This window comes from Streptomyces kurssanovii (genome assembly GCF_040677245.1).
In the GTDB taxonomy this organism is placed as follows: Bacteria; Actinomycetota; Actinomycetes; order Streptomycetales; family Streptomycetaceae; genus Streptomyces; species Streptomyces kurssanovii.
In genome coordinates, this window is sequence record NZ_JBFAQK010000090.1 from 1 (window position 1) to 16,991 (window position 16,991).

The following is a 16,991-nucleotide window of genomic DNA, read 5'->3' on the forward strand; positions in this document are numbered from 1 at the left end:
GAGACCTTCTGCCGGTCGGGGCCGTCGGCCGCGATCCGCAGGGTGTGGGTGCCCGTGGCGAGCTCGGTCAGCTCCTGCCCCGGTTCGGGAAGGGGCGGGGTGGGGAACAGGCCCCGCGCAGCGGCATGGCCGCTTCGGGGGCGTGGGGGCGTCAGCCCCCGCATGAACCGCCCCCGGGAGGGGGCCCGGGGGCGGGAGCCCTCGGTCGCCCCGCAGGGGCATAGCCTCGGAGGCATGTACGCGGAGCGCGCCTCGGTCGTCGCCGGGGCCGTCGTGTGGACGCGGAGTGCCGGCCCCGGGGCCGGCCCCGTGCTGCCCGACGGCTGTATGGATCTGCTGTGGTCGGAGGGGCGGCTGCTCGTCGCAGGGCCCGACACGCACGCGCACACTCCCGGCGCGGGCGGGACCTGGGCCGGAGTGCGGTTCGCGCCCGGGAGCGCCCCCGCCGTGCTGGGTGTGCCGGCGCACGAGCTGCGGGACCGGCGGGTGGAGCTCGCGGACCTGTGGGGCGACGCGGACGCGCGCAGGCTCGCCGAGCGGATCGGCGAGGCCCCCGACGAGGCGGCGGAGCTGGAGGCCGTCGCCCTGGAGCGTGCCGTGCCGACGGACCCGCTGCTCGGGGCCGTCGTACGGCACCTGGACGCCGGCGGCACGGTCGCCGGCGCCGCCGACGTGGCCGGGCTCGGCGCCCGGCAGCTGCACCGGCGGTCGCTGGACGCCTTCGGCTACGGTCCCAAGACGCTGGCCCGCATCCTGCGACTGCAGCGCGCCCTGACGCTGGTGCGCCGCGGCGTCCCGTACGGGGACGCCGCGCACCGCGCCGGCTGCGCCGACCAGGCGCACCTCGCCCGGGAGATGCGCGCGCTGGCCGGGATCACGCTGGGCGCCTACGAGGCGCTGGCGAAGAGCGAGACGCCGAGCCCGTCCGGGTCGAGGACGACCGCGTAACGCTGGCCCCAGACGGCGTCCCAGGGCTTGAGGTGGCCCCGGTAGCCGGCGGCGACGAGTTCGTCGTACAGGGCGTCGACCTCGGCGGGGCTGCCGCAGAGGAACGCCGGCGCCATGCGTTCGCCGCCGGTGGGGCGGGTCCAGTCGGGGTCGAAGGAGCGGACCGTCTCCTCGGTGTCCCACATCAGGCGCAGCCCTCCGGGCAGTACGGCCTCCGCGTGCGGCGCGGAGTCCGCCTCCGCGGGGATGCCGAGACCGAGGCGGCGGTAGAAGGCGAGTGAGGCGGCCATGTCGCCGACGACCAGGCCGATCGCGTCGAATCGTGGAGTCATGCCTCCAACGTAGGGCGGGGCGGGCCGGTGGTCTTGAACGAATCGGACGTCACGGTTTCGTAAGGCGGCCCGGCCGGTGGGACGTCCCCGCGGGCGAGGACACTGGCTCTATGCAGAGCATTCTGGTCGTGGACGACGACCCGACGGTCGCGGAGGTCGTCACCGGGTACCTGGAGCGCGCGGGTTTCGCCGTGGACCGCGCCGCCGACGGGCCGCAGGCGCTGCGCCTCGCGGCCGGCCGGCGTCCCGACCTGGTCGTGCTGGACCTGATGCTGCCGGGCATGGACGGCCTGGAGGTGTGCCGCCGGCTGCGAGCCGGTGAGCAGGCCGCCCCCGTGCCGGTGATCATGCTCACGGCGCGCGGTGACGAGGACGACCGCATCCTGGGCCTCGAGGTGGGCGCGGACGACTACGTGACCAAGCCGTTCAGCCCGCGGGAGCTGGTGCTGCGGGTCGAGTCGGTGCTGCGCAGGGGCGGCGGGGGAGCGGGCGAGCGGCGGGGCGGGCCCGAGCTGGCCGCGGCGGGCATCGTGCTGGACCCGGGCGCCCGGCGCGCGACGAAGGACGGGCGCGAACTGGCGCTGACGCTCAGGGAGTTCGACCTGCTGGCCCATCTCATGCGGCACCCGGGCAAGGCGATCGGCCGTGAGCGGCTGATGCAGGACGTGTGGGGCTGGGAGTTCGGCGACCTGTCGACCGTGACCGTCCATGTCCGCCGCCTGCGCGGCAAGATCGAGGACGACCCGGCCCAGCCGAAGCTGATCCAGACGGTATGGGGAGTCGGTTACCGCTTCGATTCGCCGGAAGAGGGCTGATCGCCGTGCGGGACATGCTGCTCATCGCGTTCTACGCCCTGATGGGCGCCGCCGCGGCCGGGATCGTCGGCGCCCTCGTGCTGCGGGTGCTGCGGCACCGTTCCGTCGCGGTGTCGCTGACCGTCGTCGCGGCGGTGACCGTCACCGCCATGCTGGCGGGCACCCTCGCGGTCGCGCAGGCGATGTTCCTGTCGCCGCACGACCTGACCGTGGTCACCATGGTCGTGGCGATGGCGGCCGTGGTCTCCCTGGCGACGGCCCTGCTGCTCGGCAGGTGGGTCGTCGCACGCAGCCGCGAACTGGCCCTGGCTGCCCGGTCGTTCGGGGACGGCGGTTCCTTCGCGGCACCCGGCGTCCCCTCCACGGCGGAACTGGAGGCGCTCAGCAGGGAACTGGCGGCCACCAGCGACCGGCTCGCCGAGTCCCGGGAACGGGAACGCGCCCTCGAGACGTCCCGGCGTGAGCTCGTCGCCTGGATCTCCCACGATCTGCGCACCCCGCTCGCCGGTCTGCGGGCCATGTCGGAGGCGCTGGAGGACGGCGTCGTCCAGGACCCCGACCGCTACTTCCGCCAGATCCGTACCGAGGTCGACCGGCTCAACTCGATGGTCGGCGACCTCTTCGAGCTGTCCCGCATCCACGCGGGCGCGCTCGCGCTGACCCCGACCCGCATGTCGCTCTACGACCTGGTCGGGGAGGCTCTCGCGGGCGCCGACCCGCTGGCCCGTGAGCACGGGGTGCGGCTGGTCGGTGACGGCGTCGAGCCGGTCCCGGTCGAGGTGGACGGCAAGGAGATGACCCGGGTCCTGGCCAATCTGCTGGTGAACGCCATCCGCCGGACCCCTGCCGACGGCACGGTCGCCGTCGCCGCGGAACGGCGCGAGGACTGGGTGGTCGTCTCCGTCACCGACGGCTGCGGCGGCATCCCCGAGGAGGATCTGCCCCGCGTGTTCGACACGGGCTGGCGAGGCTCCCAGGCCCGTACGCCGCCGGCCGGTGCGGGTCTTGGACTGGCCATCGTCCGCGGGATCGTCGAGGCGCACGCGGGCCGCGCGGAGGTGAGCAACGTGAGCGGCGGCTGCCGCTTCGAGGTGTCCCTGCCCGCCGCCGCGCCGCGCTGACCGCCCACGGCCCCGGGGAGTCGAAACAGCGCTGTCCGTGAGGCGTGAGGCGGTGGGCGGTGGGGCAGTCACACGTCGATGACCGGAGCGACACCACCGAACGACCGCTCGACGTGGGGGGCTTGGCCGCATGGCGCGACAATCGCACTGGGAATTCTTCGACGACCGCGGGCGGGCGGCTTCCGCACCGCGCACCCCGGCCCGGCCGGTCACCTATATACAGGCGGGCGCCGCGCTGTTCGACCACGGGATCCTGCCGACGGGCGTGTTCGGCTCCGCCCACGACGGCGCGGGCCCCGACCCGGCCAAGGCCGGCGACCTGCCGCTGACCGAAGTGAGCTACCTCGGGTCGGGCCCGGGTGTCGACGCGGACGCCGTGCTGGCCACCGGGCCGGACCTGGTGGTGGCCGTGACGTACGGCTCCGACCAGATCTACGGCCTGGATCCGGACACGGCCAAGTACCTGGAGGAGCGCGTCCCGGTCGTCGTGCTCGACGTCGGCCAGGGGCGTTCGTTCGACGAGGTGCGTGAGCGGTTCGGTGCTCTGGCGCTCTCCCTCGGCGCGGCGCCCGAGCCGTCGGCCGCGGCCGGCCTCGAAGCGGCGCGGGCGCGGCTGTGCGCCGCAGCGGCGGAAGCGGCCGGGGTGCGGGTCCTGGCGCTGTCGCCGGCGGGGCAGGACAGCGTCCATCTCGCCAGGCCCGGCGCCTGGTCCGATCTGCGGGCCCTGGCGGCGTGCGGTGTCGGCCTGGCCGAGCCGGAAGCGGGCGCCGGGGTCAACTGGTCCACCACCGACTGGGCCGCCGCCGCCCGACTGGAACCGGACGTGGTCCTGGTGGACGTACGGGCCAACGCCTTCCCCGTCGAGCGGTTGCGGGGCGCGGCGCACTGGGACGAACTCCACGCCCGGGCGCGGCTCCTGCCGTGGAACCCGGAGATCCCGCCCAGCGCCCCGGCGCACACACGCTTCTTCGACGCGGTCGCCGAAGTCCTCGGGGCGTAGCGGCCGGGACGGCCCACGGGCGGCGCCGTCCTGCCTCCGACGGCCGGGCGGCGTCGCTGCGGCGTACGTCGCACCGGGCGGCTCTTGCCCCCGACGGGGCGGGGCCGTACGCTCACGGCGACGTACCGACTAGCCGGTATGCCCCGGTGGTGCGTCGGTACACGGCGACGAACAGCCTGCCGGCTGTGCCCGCCGGCCCGATCCCCCGCCGAACGCAGGAGCAGCCGGAGATGACCACAACCAACCGCCAGGTGCGCCTGGCCGCACGTCCCGCGGGCGAGCCGCGCGACACCGACTGGCAGCACGTCGAGGAGCCCGTCGGTGAGCCGGCCGACGGGGAGTTCCTGGTGCAGGTCATGTACCTGTCGATCGACCCGGCGATGCGCGGCTGGATGAACGCCGGCCGGTCCTACATCCGACCGGTGGAGATCGGCGAGGTGATGCGCGCCGGCGCGGTGGGCCGGGTGACCGCCTCCCGGCATCCCGGCTTCGCCGTGGGCGACCATGTGTCCGGCACGTTCGGCGTGCAGGAGTTCTGCCTCTCCGACGGGCGTGGCGTCACCAAGGTCGACCCGGCGGCGGCGCCCTTGCCGACCTATCTCGGCACGCTCGGCATGTCGGGCCTGACGGCCTACTTCGGCCTCATCGACATCGGACGCCCCGAGCCGGGCCAGACCGTCGTGGTCTCCGGTGCGGCCGGTGCCGTCGGCAGCATCGTCGGCCAGATCGCCAAGATCCTGGGCTGCCGGGTCGTCGGCATAGCCGGCGGCGAGCGCAAATGCCGGATGGTGGTCGAGGAGTTCGGGTTCGACGCCGCGATCGACTACCAGAGCGAGGACGTCCGCAAGGCGCTGCGCGAGCACGCCCCCGACGGCGTCGACGTGTACTTCGACAACGTCGGCGGCGACATCCTGGACGCCGTGCTGCTCCGGCTGGCGCGCGGGGCCCGCGTCGTCATCTGCGGTGCGGTCTCCCAGTACAACAGCACCCGGCCGCAGGGCCCCGCCAACTACATGTCACTGCTGGTCAATCGCGCCTCCATGACGGGCATGGTGGTGTTCGACTACGCCGACCGCTACGCGGAGGGCGTCGCGCGGCTCGCGGAGTGGCGGGCGGAGGGCCGGCTCACGTCGCTGGAGGACGTGGTGCCCGGAGGCGTCGCGGCGTTCCCGGAGACCCTGATGCGGCTCTTCCGCGGTGCCAACCACGGAAAGCTGGTTCTCGAGGTCGCTGGTGGGAAAGGTACAGGCACAGTCATAGGGGAGGGTGGGAGCCGGTGAAGGCGCTGACGTACCAAGGCCGTCATGACATCCGCTACGAGGAGGTCCCCGACCCGGTCGTGGCGAGCCCCACGGACGCGGTCGTCCAGGTCACCGCCGCCGGTATCTGCGGCAGCGACCTGCACATCTACGGCGGCAACCCGTTCAGCCCCGAGGTCGGCTACACGCCGGGGCACGAGTGCGTCGGCGTGGTCGTCGAGACCGGTGACCAGGTCACCCGCTTCAGGCCCGGTGACCGGGTCATGCTTCCCGCGTCCGTCGGCTGCACCCTCTGCCCGACCTGCGCGGCCGGGTTCACCGCACGGTGCGAGCGCGCCAAGAGCATGACCGACCTCTGCTACGGCGTGAGCCCGCAGCTCCCGGGCAGCCAGGCCCAGGCCCTCGCGGTGCCCTACGCCGACATCAACCTGGTGCGCCTGCCCGAGGACATCTCCGACGAGGCCGCCGTGGTCCTCACCGACAACGCGCCCACGGCCTGGTACGGCTGCCGCCGCGCCCGCATCAGCCCCGGCGAGACGGTGCTCGTCATCGGCCTCGGCCCGGTGGGACTGATGGCCGCCCAGTCGGCCTTCGCCATGGGCGCCGCGCGGGTGCTGGGTGTGGACCTGGTCGCGGAGCGCCGTACCTTCGCCGCCATGCTGGGCGTCGAGCCGGTCGAGGGCGACGACGCCCGGGCGGCCGTGCGCGACATGACCGGGGGGCGTGGGCCGGACGCCGTGGTGGAGGCCGTGGGCTCGGACGCCACCATCCAGCTCGCTCTCAAGGCCGTGCGGCAGGCCGGACGGGTCAGCGTCGTGGGGGTCAGCCAGAACGAGGCCTTCCCCCTCCACATGGGGCTGGCCCAGGTCAAGGAGCTGGAGTTCGCCATCGGCCTGTGCTCGGTCCACTACGAGCTGCCGGTCCTGATGTCCCTCACCCAGGCCGGCCGGATCACCCCGGAGGCCGTGGTCTCGCACCGCTTCGCGCTCTCCGAGGGCCCCGCGGCGTACGAGCTGTTCAACAGCCGGGCCGACGGCGTCCACAAGATCCTTCTGGATCCGTCCCGTTGATCCTTCTCGACGCCGCCGCGTCAGCTGTCCGCGGCCCCGCGGCGGCGTCGCCGCCCAAGGAGTGACGTCCCGGAAAAGAGGCGCCCGCCGGTCCAGGCGGGCGCCTTTTCTCTGTCCGCTGGATACCCCCCCTCGGTATCTGTTAATGTGGTCCTCATACCCCCGCTGGGTATTCGTCCCGAGGAGACGTCATGAAGACCCCCATGAAGATCACCGCCTTCGCCGCCGCGCTCGCCGCCTCCTTCGGAGCCGCCTACGGAGTGGGAAACGTGGTCGCACCCGTCGAGACGGCATCGGCGCCCGCCGTGCATGCGGAGCACCCGGCGACCGGACGGGCCTCCGAGGAGCCGGGCGGCCACGGCCCCTCCGCGGCCGGTGGACTGCAGATCTCCGAGGGCGGCTACACCCTCGACCTCGAGACCCCGCGCGTCCCCGCCGGGCGGTCCGGTGAACTGCGCTTCACCATCCGCGACGACGACGGCCGGCCCGTCACCGCCTACCAGCGCGAACACGACAAGGAACTCCACCTCATCCTCGCCTCGCGCGACCTCGGTACCTACCGCCATCTGCACCCCACCAGGGCCGCGGACGGCACCTGGAGCATCGCCGCCGACCTGCCGAAGGCGGGGGACTACCGACTCTTCGCCGATTTCACCCCGGCCGCCGAGGACGCGAAGAATCTCACCCTCGGCGCGGACCTCGCCGTCTCCGGCGCCTACCGGCCCGCCCCGCTGCCCGCCGCCGCCAAGGTGGCGAAGGTCGACGGCTACACGGTCACCCTCGACGGCGCCCTGCACCCGGCGAAGGCCGGCGAGCTGAAGCTGAGCGTCTCCCGCGACGGACGGCCCGTCACCGACCTCGAGCCGTACCTCGGGGCGTACGGACACCTGGTGGCGCTGCGCTCCGGCGACCTCGCCTACCTGCACGTGCACCCCGGCGGGCAACCCGGCGACGGCACGACCCGCCCCGGACCCGAAGTGACCTTCACCGCCACGGCCCCGAGCCCCGGCGCGTACCGGCTGTTCCTCGACTTCAAGCACGAAGGCAAGGTCCGCACCGCCGCGTTCACCGTCGTCACGGCGGACGCCCCCGGCCAGGGGACCGGCACGCAGGAGAACACGCCGGGGAACACCGAGGAGAGCCATGACGGGAGCGGGGACGGCCACTCGCACGAGTAGGCCGGAGGGCCCCGCGGCGCAACCGGCCGGTGGGGCAGGGCAGTCTATGAGGTGTGTCCTCCTCCTCACTCCCTCATCAGGCGCAACACCCCGCCGCCCAGGGCCACATGATCGTGTGCGGGGACGACGCCCTCGTCCACCGGCTGGCCGGCGAACTCCGCGAGGTGTACGGCGAGCGGGTCACCCTCGTCGTACCGGCCGCCCAGTCTTCGAGGAGCCCTGAACTGCCCCTTTCCGGGCGGGTCAGGGCCTCCGCGCTGTTCGGCCGGATGTCCGCCGCCATGACCCGGGCCGTCGGCACCACCACCCCCACCGCTCCCGGTGACACCCCGCCGCCCGATCTGCCCAGGGTCCTCGAAACCCTGGAACTCGACGAGGACGTACTCCTCGAAGCCGGCGTCGGCCGGGCCGCCGCACTGGCCCTGGTCCACGACGACGACGAGACGAACATCCGGGCCGCCCTCGCCGCACGCAGGCTCAACCCACGGCTGCGCCTGGTGATCCGCCTCTACAACCGCAAACTCGGCCAGCACCTCGCCGAACTCCTCGACCAGGCCGCCGCGCTGTCCCTCCCCGGCCTCGCCGGTCAGGCGCTCGACGCCTCGACGACCGTGCTCTCCGACGCCGACACCGCGGCACCCGCGCTGGCGGCGACCGCCGTCGCCGGCACCAGCAAGATCGTCCAGGCGGACGGTCTGCTGCTGAGGGCCGTCGAGCGCACCCCGCCCGCCCGCGGCGAGGTCGCCGACCCCGGCCTGTGCACGCTCGCCCTGCTGTCGTCCACCACCAACGACCCCGCAGGCGCGGAGGGTTCCGACCGGAGCGGACAGGAAGGACCGCGCCTGCTGCCCGACGACCGGAGCGTCGCCGAGGCCACCGGACGCGGCACCGTCGTGCTCGAAGCCATCTCCCACCGAGCCGGCGGCGGCGAACCGGGCCCCCTCGCCGGCCGGAGCGTCCCCCTCGGCCGCCTGTTCTCCCGGCGGCTGCGCTGGTCGCTCGCCGGGCTCGGCGCCGCCGTCGTCGCCCTGGCCGTCGCCTCATGGATCACCACCGGCGACGATCCGCTGCACGCCACGTACCTCGTCCTGCTGGACCTGTTCGCCATGGGCGACCCCGCGGCCGGCGCCGACGCCGACCGCCAGATCCTGCAACTCCTCACCGGGCTCGTCGGCTTGATGCTGCTGCCGCTGACCGTCGCGGCGGCGCTGGAGGCCCTCGGCACCTTCCGCACCGCGTCCGCCCTGCGCCGCCCGCCGCGCGGCCTGTCCGGACACGTCGTCCTGCTCGGGCTCGGAAAGATCGGCACCCGGGTCCTGATGCGCCTGCGCGAACTGGGCATCCCCGTCGTCTGCGTAGAGGAGGACCCAGAGGCCCGCGGCATCGCCCTCGTCCGGCGGCTGCGGGTGCCCACCGTGATCGGCGACGTGACCGAGGAAGGCGTCCTGGAGGCCGCCAAGATCCACCGGGCGCACGCGCTGCTCGCGCTCACCAGCGTCGACACCACGAACCTCGAGGCGGCGCTGTACGCCCGCTCCGCCAGACCCGATCTCCGCGTGGCGCTGCGCGTCTACGACGACGACTTCGCGACCGCCGTCTACCGCAGCCTCCGTGCCGCGTACCCCGACGCCCTGACCCGCAGCCGCAGCGTCTCCACGCTCGCCGCGCCCGCGTTCGCCGTCGCCATGATGGGGCGCCAGATCCTCGGCGCCGTGCCGGTGGAACGCAAGGTGCTGCTCTTCGCCGCCGTCGACGTGGCCGGACACCCGCAACTGGAGGGACGCACCGTCGCCGAGGCGTTCAGGCCCGGAGCCTGGCGGATCGTCGCCCTCGACGCGACGGACCCCGGCGAACGGCAGCCGGACCTGGCGCATGCCCGCCACGACCAGGAAGGCAACCCGACCGGGCTGGTGTGGGACCTGCATCCCGGCTACGTCCTGAGGGCCCGGGACCGGGTCGTCGTCGCCGCGACGCGGCGGGGCGCCGCCGAACTCCTGGGGCGGCGGCGGCAGTTGTACTCGGGTGAGTAGGAAGGCCCCTTATCTGGGGCTAGTTGGTGAATTGTGCATGATTGTCCTGCGGTAGAATTCTTTACCTGGTCATTGCAATGCTCCTGGAGCGGCGCAATGCGCGTCAGTGGCAGGAGGGTTTGCCGGTGCCATGCGGTGCCGGCCGGGCGGAGGGGTACGGGATGGCGCACGCGCACATCGGCCGTGCCCGCCATCCTGGTGGTTCGCCGCGACGTGGCGGAACGGCGTGTCTCGGTGGTTCGCCGCGTCCGCGTCCCGGCGGCTTCGCGCGTGGCGGTGGTTCGCCCCGCTTCGGCGGTCCACGCCCCGGTGTCGTGCGCCTCGGTGTCGTGCGTCTCGGTGACGTCGCGAGTGGCGCCGGAGCCGTGCGCATCGACGCGCGTGCGCGGGACGGCGTTCCCGATCCCGCCCATGGCGACCGACAGCCGGGCCCGACCGGGCCTGCCCGACTCAGCTGACCGACCCTCCGACCCCCCGACCCCGTCCACGGCCGGTCGGTGCCGGTGCACGGCGGTTGAGCCGGAATCCTCTTCCGGTGGCGCCGCGACGTCCCGCGGCACCACCGGAGCAGACAGCACAGCCGCCCGCACGTCGTCCGACGACCGCCCGTACCCGGAGCCCTCCATGGAACCCACCGCACACGTCAGCAAAACACCCTTGCCCGGAGTCGGCACGAGGTACGACCTCAAGACCGACGCCGGCGCGCACCTGTCCGTCGTCGTGCATCAGGACGGCCGCCGCATCCTCGCCTTCCACGATCCCGAGGACGACGACAGCTGCAAGGACTCCGCCGCCCTCGCCCCGCACGAGGCGACCGCGCTGTCCAAGTTGCTCATCCCCGACCCCGTCGCCCACCTGCACCAGCACATCGAGATCGACCTCGTCACGGAGCACATCCCGGTCACGAAACGCTCCCCGTACGCCGGCCGGCTGCTCGCCGACACCCAGGCGCGCACCCGCACCGGAGCGTCCATCGTCGCCGTACTGCGTCGCACCGCGGCGTTCCCCTCGCCCACGCCCGACTTCCGCTTCGCCATCGGCGACACGCTCGTCGTCGTCGGAACGCGCGAAGGCGTCGACGCCGTTGCCGAACTGATCACCGGAGGATAGCCACCCGTGCACGACACCACCGCGATGCTCATCGAACTCGGCGCGATCATCCTCGCCCTGGGCCTGCTCGGCCGGCTCGCCGGACGCATCGGGTTCTCGCCCATCCCGCTCTACCTGCTCGCCGGACTCGCCTTCGGCCACGGCGGGCTGCTGCCCATGAACGCCAGCGAGGAGTTCATCGCCACGGGCGCCGAGATAGGCGTCATCCTCCTGCTGCTGCTCCTCGGCCTCGAGTACAGCGCCTCAGAACTCGTCACCAACCTCAAGACCCAGTACCCCTCGGGCATCGTCGACTTCGTCCTCAACGCCCTCCCCGGCGCGGTGGCCGCACTGATCCTCGGGTGGGGTCCGGTGGCCGCCGTCGCGCTCGCCGGCGTCACCTGGATCTCGTCGTCCGGCGTCATCGCCAAGGTCCTCGGCGATCTCGGCAGGCTCGGCAACCGTGAAACGCCCGTCATCCTCGGTGTCCTCGTCATCGAGGACCTCGCGATGGCGGTCTACCTGCCGCTGCTGACCGCCCTGCTCGCCGGCCTCAGCCTCGCCGGCGGCAGCCTCACCCTGCTCATCTCGCTCGGCACCGTCAGCATCGTCCTCTACGTCGCACTGCGCCACGGCCGGCTGATCAGCCGGGCCGTCTCCTCCGACAACCCGGAGATGCTGCTGCTGGTCGTCCTCGGCCTGACGCTCTTCGTCGCCGGCATCGCGCAGGAACTCCAGGTCTCCGCCGCCGTCGGCGCGTTCCTCGTCGGCATCGCGCTCTCCGGCGAGGTCGCCGAAGGCGCGCACAACCTTCTCGCGCCCCTGAGGGACCTGTTCGCCGCGGTCTTCTTCGTCTTCTTCGGGTTGTCGACCGACCCGGCGGACATTCCGCCGGTCCTCGTCCCCGCGCTGATCCTTGCCGTCGTGACCACACTGACGAAGATCGGCACCGGCTGGTACGCGGCGCGTCGCGCGGGCATCGGGCCGCGCGGGCGGCTGCGTGCGGGTGGCACGCTGGTCGCCCGCGGTGAGTTCTCGATCGTCATCGCCGGCCTCGCGGTCGGGGTCGAGCCCCGGATCGGGCCGCTGGCCACGGCGTACGTCCTGATCCTCGTGATCATCGGGCCGCTGACGGCGCGGTGGACGGAGCCGATCGGACGCCGCTTCCTGCGGACGCCGGCACCGGCGCCGAAGGAGCCCGCCGTGCCCCTGAAGACGCCCGACACGGCGTCGACCCCGACCTGACGCCACCGCGGGGGCGTGACGCCCTCCGGGCATGGCCCGGTTCGTCCGGGCCGGCCGGTCCGGCGGCGTCACCCCTGCCGGGCGTGGCGCTTCCGGGCCCGGCTCGGTCCGGCACCGGGGGTTGCTCTGGGGAGCGGCGCCCGGAGAGGGTGCCCGGAACGGCTGTCCTCAGCGCGCCCCCGTTCACAGCGCCGTGCCGGTCTCCTCGGCCAGTGCCTCGAGGAGCCGGTCCTGGAACGCCTCGTCGTGGACGGCGTGGTGCGGCTGCCTGAGCTTCTGGTGGTACCAGTAGCCGCCGGTGGTCAGAGCCTCGGGCTCGTCGCTGGTGGCGAGCCACTCCTGTGTCACATGCCCGAGTTCGAGATCGTCCGGTGCGCCCGGACCGCCCATCCTGGTCGGCACCCAGCCCGGGTCGACCGCGTTGCTCCGCACATCGGGTCGCAGGCGGGCCACGGCGGCGGCGAGCGTGGTGACGAACAGTTTGCTGTCCGCGTAGGAGCCCGCGCCGGCGCCGGCCCAGTCGACTCCGCGCACGTCCGGGCGCCCGCTGAAATGGGAGCCGCTGCTCAGGTACACCAGTCGGCGCGGCGCCGGCAGCAGGGCTGTGAGCAGGTAGGGGGCGATGATGTTGACCGGCATGACGGCCCGCCCGCTCCATACACCGGCGTTGTGGACGACCGCGTCCGGCGGGTCGGCATCGTTCAGCTCGGCGGCGATCCGCCGTACGGCGTCACGCTCGGTGAGGTCGCCGGTGACGGCGTCCGCGCCGCGGTCGAGCAGCGGCCGCAGAGCGGTTGCCCGCTGAGGGTTGCGGGCGTGTACCACCACATGGTGGCCGGCGGTCAGCAGCGCCTCCGCGGTGGCCCGGCCCAGGCCGTCCGTGGAGCCGGTCACCAGGACGCGGCTCACCGCCGCACCGCCGTGTATTCGTGCTCGGCTGCTTTCTGCACGCTTTGTCTCCTTCTGTTCGTGTACGGGCGGATTGTGCCCCGCGTGACGGCGTCCGCGCGGGCCGGTGCGGTGCTTTCGGACGGTGGGGTACTTCAGACGGTGGGGTGCCGCGCCGCCGGGCCCGCCTTCTCGGTGGCGGCGAGGGAGGCGAGCAGGCGCGGTCCTTCTTCCGAGGGGGAGCCGGGTCCGGCCGTGCAGACGGTCATGGTGAGTCCTGGTTCGGCGGCCAACTCCAGGGATTCGTAGGCGAGGGTAGGTCGCCGACCGCGGGGTGGCAGAACCGCTTCGTGCCGGTGCCGTGGCTGCGGGCACACGCCGTCGGGGACCGGCCGGCAGGTCGACCTGCTCCGGGGTGGTCTTCGCCCGCCGCGAGGTGAGGAACGCGCGGAGCTCCTCACGGTGTCCATGTCTTCGACCGTACGGCCTGCCCGCCGCGGGAGGGATGTACCGGCGGTACACCTCCCACTGGTATCTCGCTCACCGCAGGGACGAGCGGTTACCTGGAGTGCGGGCACTCCCGGGGCGGCGCAGCCGCCCCGAGGGGTTGACCGGCCCGGGCGGCGCGAAGGACAACGGGGCCCTTACGCGCCCCCGGTCCGCACCCGGACACGGCTGCGGCGGCCCGAAGGGCCTCCCCAGGCCACCCTTCGAAGAACGTGAGGACTTCCCCATGCGCGGAGCAGTGATCCACGCCCCCGGCGATGTGCGCTTCGAGACCCTGGACGACCCGATGATCCTGAAGCCGACGGATGCGATCATCCGCACGGCCGTCACCTGTGTGTGCGGGTCCGACCTGTGGCCCTGGCGGGGCCAGGACGCCATCGACGGCGCACACCCGATGGGGCACGAGTACGTCGGTTTCGTCGAGGAGGTCGGGTCCGAGGTCACCGCGGTCAGGCCGGGCCAGTTCGTGGTCGGCTCGTTCGCGACCTCGGACAACACCTGCGCCAACTGTCGCAACGGATGGCAGTCCAACTGCCTGAACCGCGAGTTCATGAGCACCTGTCAGGCCGAGTACGTGCGTATCCCCAACGCTCAGGGCACCCTGGTCGCCACCGACGGGGTGCCGGGCGAGGAGTTCCGGCCCGGCCTGCTGGCGGTCTCCGACGTGATGGGCACCGGCTGGTACGCGGCCGACGCCGCCGAGGTCCGGCCCGGTTCCACCGCCGTGGTGGTCGGCGACGGAGCGGTCGGGCTGTGCGCGGTGATCGCAGCCAAGGAGATGGGTGCGGAGCGGATCATCGCGATGAGCCGCCACGCGTCCCGTCAGGATCTCGCCCGGGAGTTCGGCGCCACCGACATCGTCACCGAGCGCGGCGACGAGGGCGTGGCCCGGATCAAGGACCTCACCGACGGGATCGGCGCGGACAGCGTGCTGGAGTGCGTCGGCACCGCCGAGGCGATGCGGCAGGCCGTGCACTCCGCGCGTCCCGGTGGCAACGTCGGCTTCGTCGGCGTTCCCCACGAGGTCGCCGTCGACGGCCAGGAGCTGTTCTTCTCCCATGTCGGCCTGCGCGGCGGCCCCGCCCCCGTACGCCGCTACCTGCCCGACCTGATCGAGCGCGTCCTGAGCGGCCGGATCGACCCGGGCAAGGTCTTCGACCTCACCCTGCCGCTGGAGCAGGTCGCCGAGGGCTACAAGGCCATGGACGAACGCCGCGCCATCAAGGCACTCCTCAAGCCCTGACGCCACGCCGCGGCCCTCCCCGGGGCCGCCGCAGTCCCCCTCGCGATCCCGCGAGCCGGCCGTGCATCCCCGGTCGGGCCCGGCGCGGACGCGGCCCCAGAACCGTCCCGTTTTGGTTCCCTTGGAGATCGTCAATACGATCCGCGGATGATCATAAGAAGACGGCCCGCGGCCCGGATCTGCGTGCTCCTCGCAGTCCTGGTCGCCGGGCTGTTCCCGACAGGGATCGCCGCCGCCGATGAACCGGTGGCCAAGGAATCCCCCAAGGTCGAGCTCGTGCTCGACGTCAGCGGATCGATGCGCACCCGCGACATCGACGGCAAGAGCCGTATGGCCGCCGCGAAGCAGGCGTTCAACGAGGTGCTGGACGCCGTTCCGGAAGAGGTGCGGCTCGGTATCCGCACGCTCGGCGCCGACTATCCCGGTGACGACCGCAAGCGTGGCTGCAAGGACACCCGGCAGCTCTACCCCGTGGGTCCGCTCGACCGGACGGAGGCGAAGACCGCCGTCGCCACCCTCGCGCCCACCGGGTGGACACCGATCGGCCCGGCGCTGCTGGGCGCGGCGGAAGATCTGGAAGGCGGTGACGCCACCCGCAGGATCGTGCTCATCACCGACGGCGAGGACACCTGCGCACCGCTCGATCCGTGCGAGGTCGCGCGGGAGATCGCGGCCAAGGGCATCCATCTCGTGATCGACACCCTCGGCCTGGTGCCCGACGCCAAGACCCGCGCCCAGCTCAGCTGTATCGCGGAGGCCACCGGCGGCACGTACACGTCCGTCCAGCACACCGACGAACTCTCCGACCGCGTGAGCCAGTTGGTCGACCGGGCCGCCGACCCGGTGGTGACGCCCGTCGCCACCCAGGGCGCCGGGCAGTGCCGCGACGCGCCGCAGCTCGAGCCCGGTCTCTACACGGACCGGGAGAAGTTCGGCGAGCACCGCTGGTACCGGGTGGACGTGCTGCCCGGCCAGGAGCTGCGTGCCTCCGTCAGCGTCGGTGCCGACCGCGCGGTGAACAAGGACTACGGTGTGCTGCTGCGTGCCGTCACCGTCCACGGCCGTGAGATCGTCCGCGGCTCCGAGGCCGGCGACGGCCGTACCGATCTGATCTCGACCGGTCTTCGCTACCCGAAGCCGGAGCTCGAGGACGCCGACGACGTCAAGCCCGCCGCGGAGACCGTGTGCCTCCAGGTGAGCAACTCCTTCTCCGCGCCGCCCGCCGTCAAGACGGAGCCCGGACTGCCCGTGGAACTCACCGTGGACGTGGTCGACGCACCCGCAGCGGCCTCCGACGTGGCCGCGTTCGGCCTCGGGCGCGGATGGTGGCTGCTGGGTGTCCTGGTATTGGCCGGCTTCGTCGCCGGTCTGCTCTGGGGCTGGGTCTCGCGCTGGCGTATCGCCGTCTGGAGGACCAACTGATGCGTATGGCACGCATACTGACGGTCGGCGCGCTGACCGCCGCCGCGCTGTTCGGCCCGGCGGCCGCCGCCCTGGCGGAGAGCCCGTCACCCGGCCCTGACGGTGACGACCGGGCCCCCACGGAGGCCGGCACCACCTTCCGTACGGCCACCCCGATCGAGCAGGACCAGAAGGCCACGGCGAACGCGTCGAGCGGCGACTACCTGTACTGGGTGTTCCCCGCCGACGCGGAGCAGCGGCCCACCGTCAAGGCCCGGGTCACGCTGCCCGACTCGGCCGAGCGGCACGGCGCCTCGACGTGGCGGATCGACGTCTACGACGGGCTGCGCCGCCGCCAGGCCTGCATGTACGGCATGCAGGCCCGGACGGCGGCCGTCGACGCCACGTCGGTGGACCTGTCGTGCACACTGCGGACCGTCCGGTCGCTGGCCGAGCCGTGGGCCGACGACCCGCTGCCCGGCAGCTACTACGTACGCCTGACCGTGACCGGTCTCCCGGAGGAGGACCTCGGCCTCCCCGTCGCCGCCGAGGTCGAGGCGGTGTCCAAGGACGCGGGCGGGGCGTACGCGGTCGACGGCGCGCTCGCCGAGCCGCTGGTGCCGGGCGTCTCCGCCGACGAACGGCGCAACGAGGAACAGGCGGCCCTGGACTGGTCGTCCGGCCGGTGGTCCGACCGCTGGATCTGGACCGGTGCCGGCGGTCTGCTCGCGGCGCTCGCCGGTGTCGGCGGTTACGCGCTCACCCGGGGCGCCGGCCGTCCCTCGCGGATGCCGCCGGGCTGCGGACAGTATGACGCCGAGTTCCTCGTACTGACGGTGATCATGAAGCGCGGCAGCGATGTTCA

Annotated in this window: 15 protein-coding genes and 1 pseudogene; 13 read left to right on the forward strand and 3 right to left on the reverse strand. The window is 73.1% G+C overall.

Features of this window, described 5'->3' with window-relative positions:
- Positions 1-234 precede the first annotated feature (234 nt).
- A complete protein-coding gene (locus tag AB0K36_RS33260) occupies positions 235-948 on the forward strand; it encodes a helix-turn-helix domain-containing protein (protein ID WP_364601319.1) in 714 nt (237 codons plus the stop codon).
- On the opposite strand, the gene AB0K36_RS33265 is transcribed toward AB0K36_RS33260, so the two are convergent.
- Positions 888-1,280 carry a VOC family protein gene (locus AB0K36_RS33265; protein ID WP_364601321.1) on the reverse strand — a complete coding sequence of 131 codons (393 nt, stop codon included), beginning with the start codon at positions 1,278-1,280 and terminating at the stop codon, positions 888-890. The two genes, AB0K36_RS33260 and AB0K36_RS33265, sit on opposite strands and share 61 nt — an antisense overlap.
- Before the next feature lie 110 nt (positions 1,281-1,390).
- Here AB0K36_RS33265 and AB0K36_RS33270 point away from each other — a divergent pair, with 110 nt between their 5' ends.
- The 9 genes from AB0K36_RS33270 (at position 1,391) to AB0K36_RS33310 (ending at position 12,087) form a co-directional block, all read left to right on the forward strand.
- Positions 1,391-2,095 (forward strand): response regulator transcription factor, encoded by a 705-nt coding sequence (locus AB0K36_RS33270; RefSeq protein WP_364601323.1) that lies wholly within the window; start codon positions 1,391-1,393, stop codon positions 2,093-2,095.
- Between the two features lie 5 nt (positions 2,096-2,100).
- Positions 2,101-3,216 carry a sensor histidine kinase gene (locus tag AB0K36_RS33275; RefSeq protein WP_364601325.1) on the forward strand — a complete coding sequence of 372 codons (1,116 nt, stop codon included), beginning with the start codon at positions 2,101-2,103 and terminating at the stop codon, positions 3,214-3,216.
- 130 nt (positions 3,217-3,346) lie between these two features.
- A complete protein-coding gene (locus AB0K36_RS33280; RefSeq protein WP_364601327.1) occupies positions 3,347-4,216 on the forward strand; it encodes an ABC transporter substrate-binding protein in 870 nt (289 codons plus the stop codon).
- Positions 4,217-4,446: 230 nt separating this feature from the next.
- The gene (locus AB0K36_RS33285) at positions 4,447-5,496 is read left to right on the forward strand and encodes an NADP-dependent oxidoreductase (RefSeq protein WP_364601329.1); all 1,050 of its coding nucleotides are present in this window, start codon (positions 4,447-4,449) and stop codon (positions 5,494-5,496) included.
- Positions 5,493-6,545 carry an alcohol dehydrogenase catalytic domain-containing protein gene (locus tag AB0K36_RS33290; RefSeq protein WP_364601331.1) on the forward strand — a complete coding sequence of 351 codons (1,053 nt, stop codon included), beginning with the start codon at positions 5,493-5,495 and terminating at the stop codon, positions 6,543-6,545. Before AB0K36_RS33285 ends, AB0K36_RS33290 begins: the two co-directional genes overlap by 4 nt.
- A 191-nt stretch (positions 6,546-6,736) precedes the next feature.
- Positions 6,737-7,723 carry a DUF8832 domain-containing protein gene (locus AB0K36_RS33295; RefSeq protein WP_364601333.1) on the forward strand — a complete coding sequence of 329 codons (987 nt, stop codon included), beginning with the start codon at positions 6,737-6,739 and terminating at the stop codon, positions 7,721-7,723.
- 107 nt (positions 7,724-7,830) lie between these two features.
- Positions 7,831-9,753: a potassium channel family protein gene (locus AB0K36_RS33300; protein WP_364601343.1), complete on the forward strand. Its 1,923-nt coding sequence runs from the start codon at positions 7,831-7,833 to the stop codon at positions 9,751-9,753.
- Positions 9,754-10,377: 624 nt separating this feature from the next.
- Positions 10,378-10,863, forward strand: a complete 486-nt coding sequence (locus AB0K36_RS33305; protein WP_364601335.1) for a cation:proton antiporter regulatory subunit — start codon at positions 10,378-10,380, stop codon at positions 10,861-10,863.
- 6 nt (positions 10,864-10,869) lie between these two features.
- Positions 10,870-12,087, forward strand: a complete 1,218-nt coding sequence (locus AB0K36_RS33310; protein ID WP_229835486.1) for a cation:proton antiporter — start codon at positions 10,870-10,872, stop codon at positions 12,085-12,087.
- Between the two features lie 183 nt (positions 12,088-12,270).
- On the opposite strand, the gene AB0K36_RS33315 is transcribed toward AB0K36_RS33310, so the two are convergent.
- Together AB0K36_RS33315 and AB0K36_RS33320 are read right to left on the reverse strand one after the other, a co-directional pair.
- On the reverse strand, positions 12,271-12,996 hold the full coding sequence (locus AB0K36_RS33315; RefSeq protein WP_364601337.1) for an SDR family NAD(P)-dependent oxidoreductase: 726 nt from the start codon (positions 12,994-12,996) through the stop codon (positions 12,271-12,273).
- Positions 12,997-13,130: 134 nt separating this feature from the next.
- Positions 13,131-13,345, reverse strand: a pseudogene (locus AB0K36_RS33320) (MmyB family transcriptional regulator); the annotation flags it as partial.
- A 363-nt stretch (positions 13,346-13,708) separates the two neighbouring features.
- Between AB0K36_RS33320 and AB0K36_RS33325 the strand changes: the two are divergent.
- The 3 genes from AB0K36_RS33325 to AB0K36_RS33335 form a co-directional block, all read left to right on the forward strand.
- A complete protein-coding gene (locus AB0K36_RS33325) occupies positions 13,709-14,725 on the forward strand; it encodes a zinc-dependent alcohol dehydrogenase family protein (RefSeq protein ID WP_364601339.1) in 1,017 nt (338 codons plus the stop codon).
- Between the two features lie 147 nt (positions 14,726-14,872).
- Entirely contained in the window at positions 14,873-16,147 is a 1,275-nt protein-coding gene (locus tag AB0K36_RS33330; protein WP_364601341.1) for a VWA domain-containing protein, read from the forward strand.
- A 5-nt stretch (positions 16,148-16,152) separates the two neighbouring features.
- Positions 16,153-16,991: hypothetical protein (locus tag AB0K36_RS33335; RefSeq protein ID WP_435877989.1), on the forward strand; the 839-nt coding region annotated here is incomplete at its 3' end.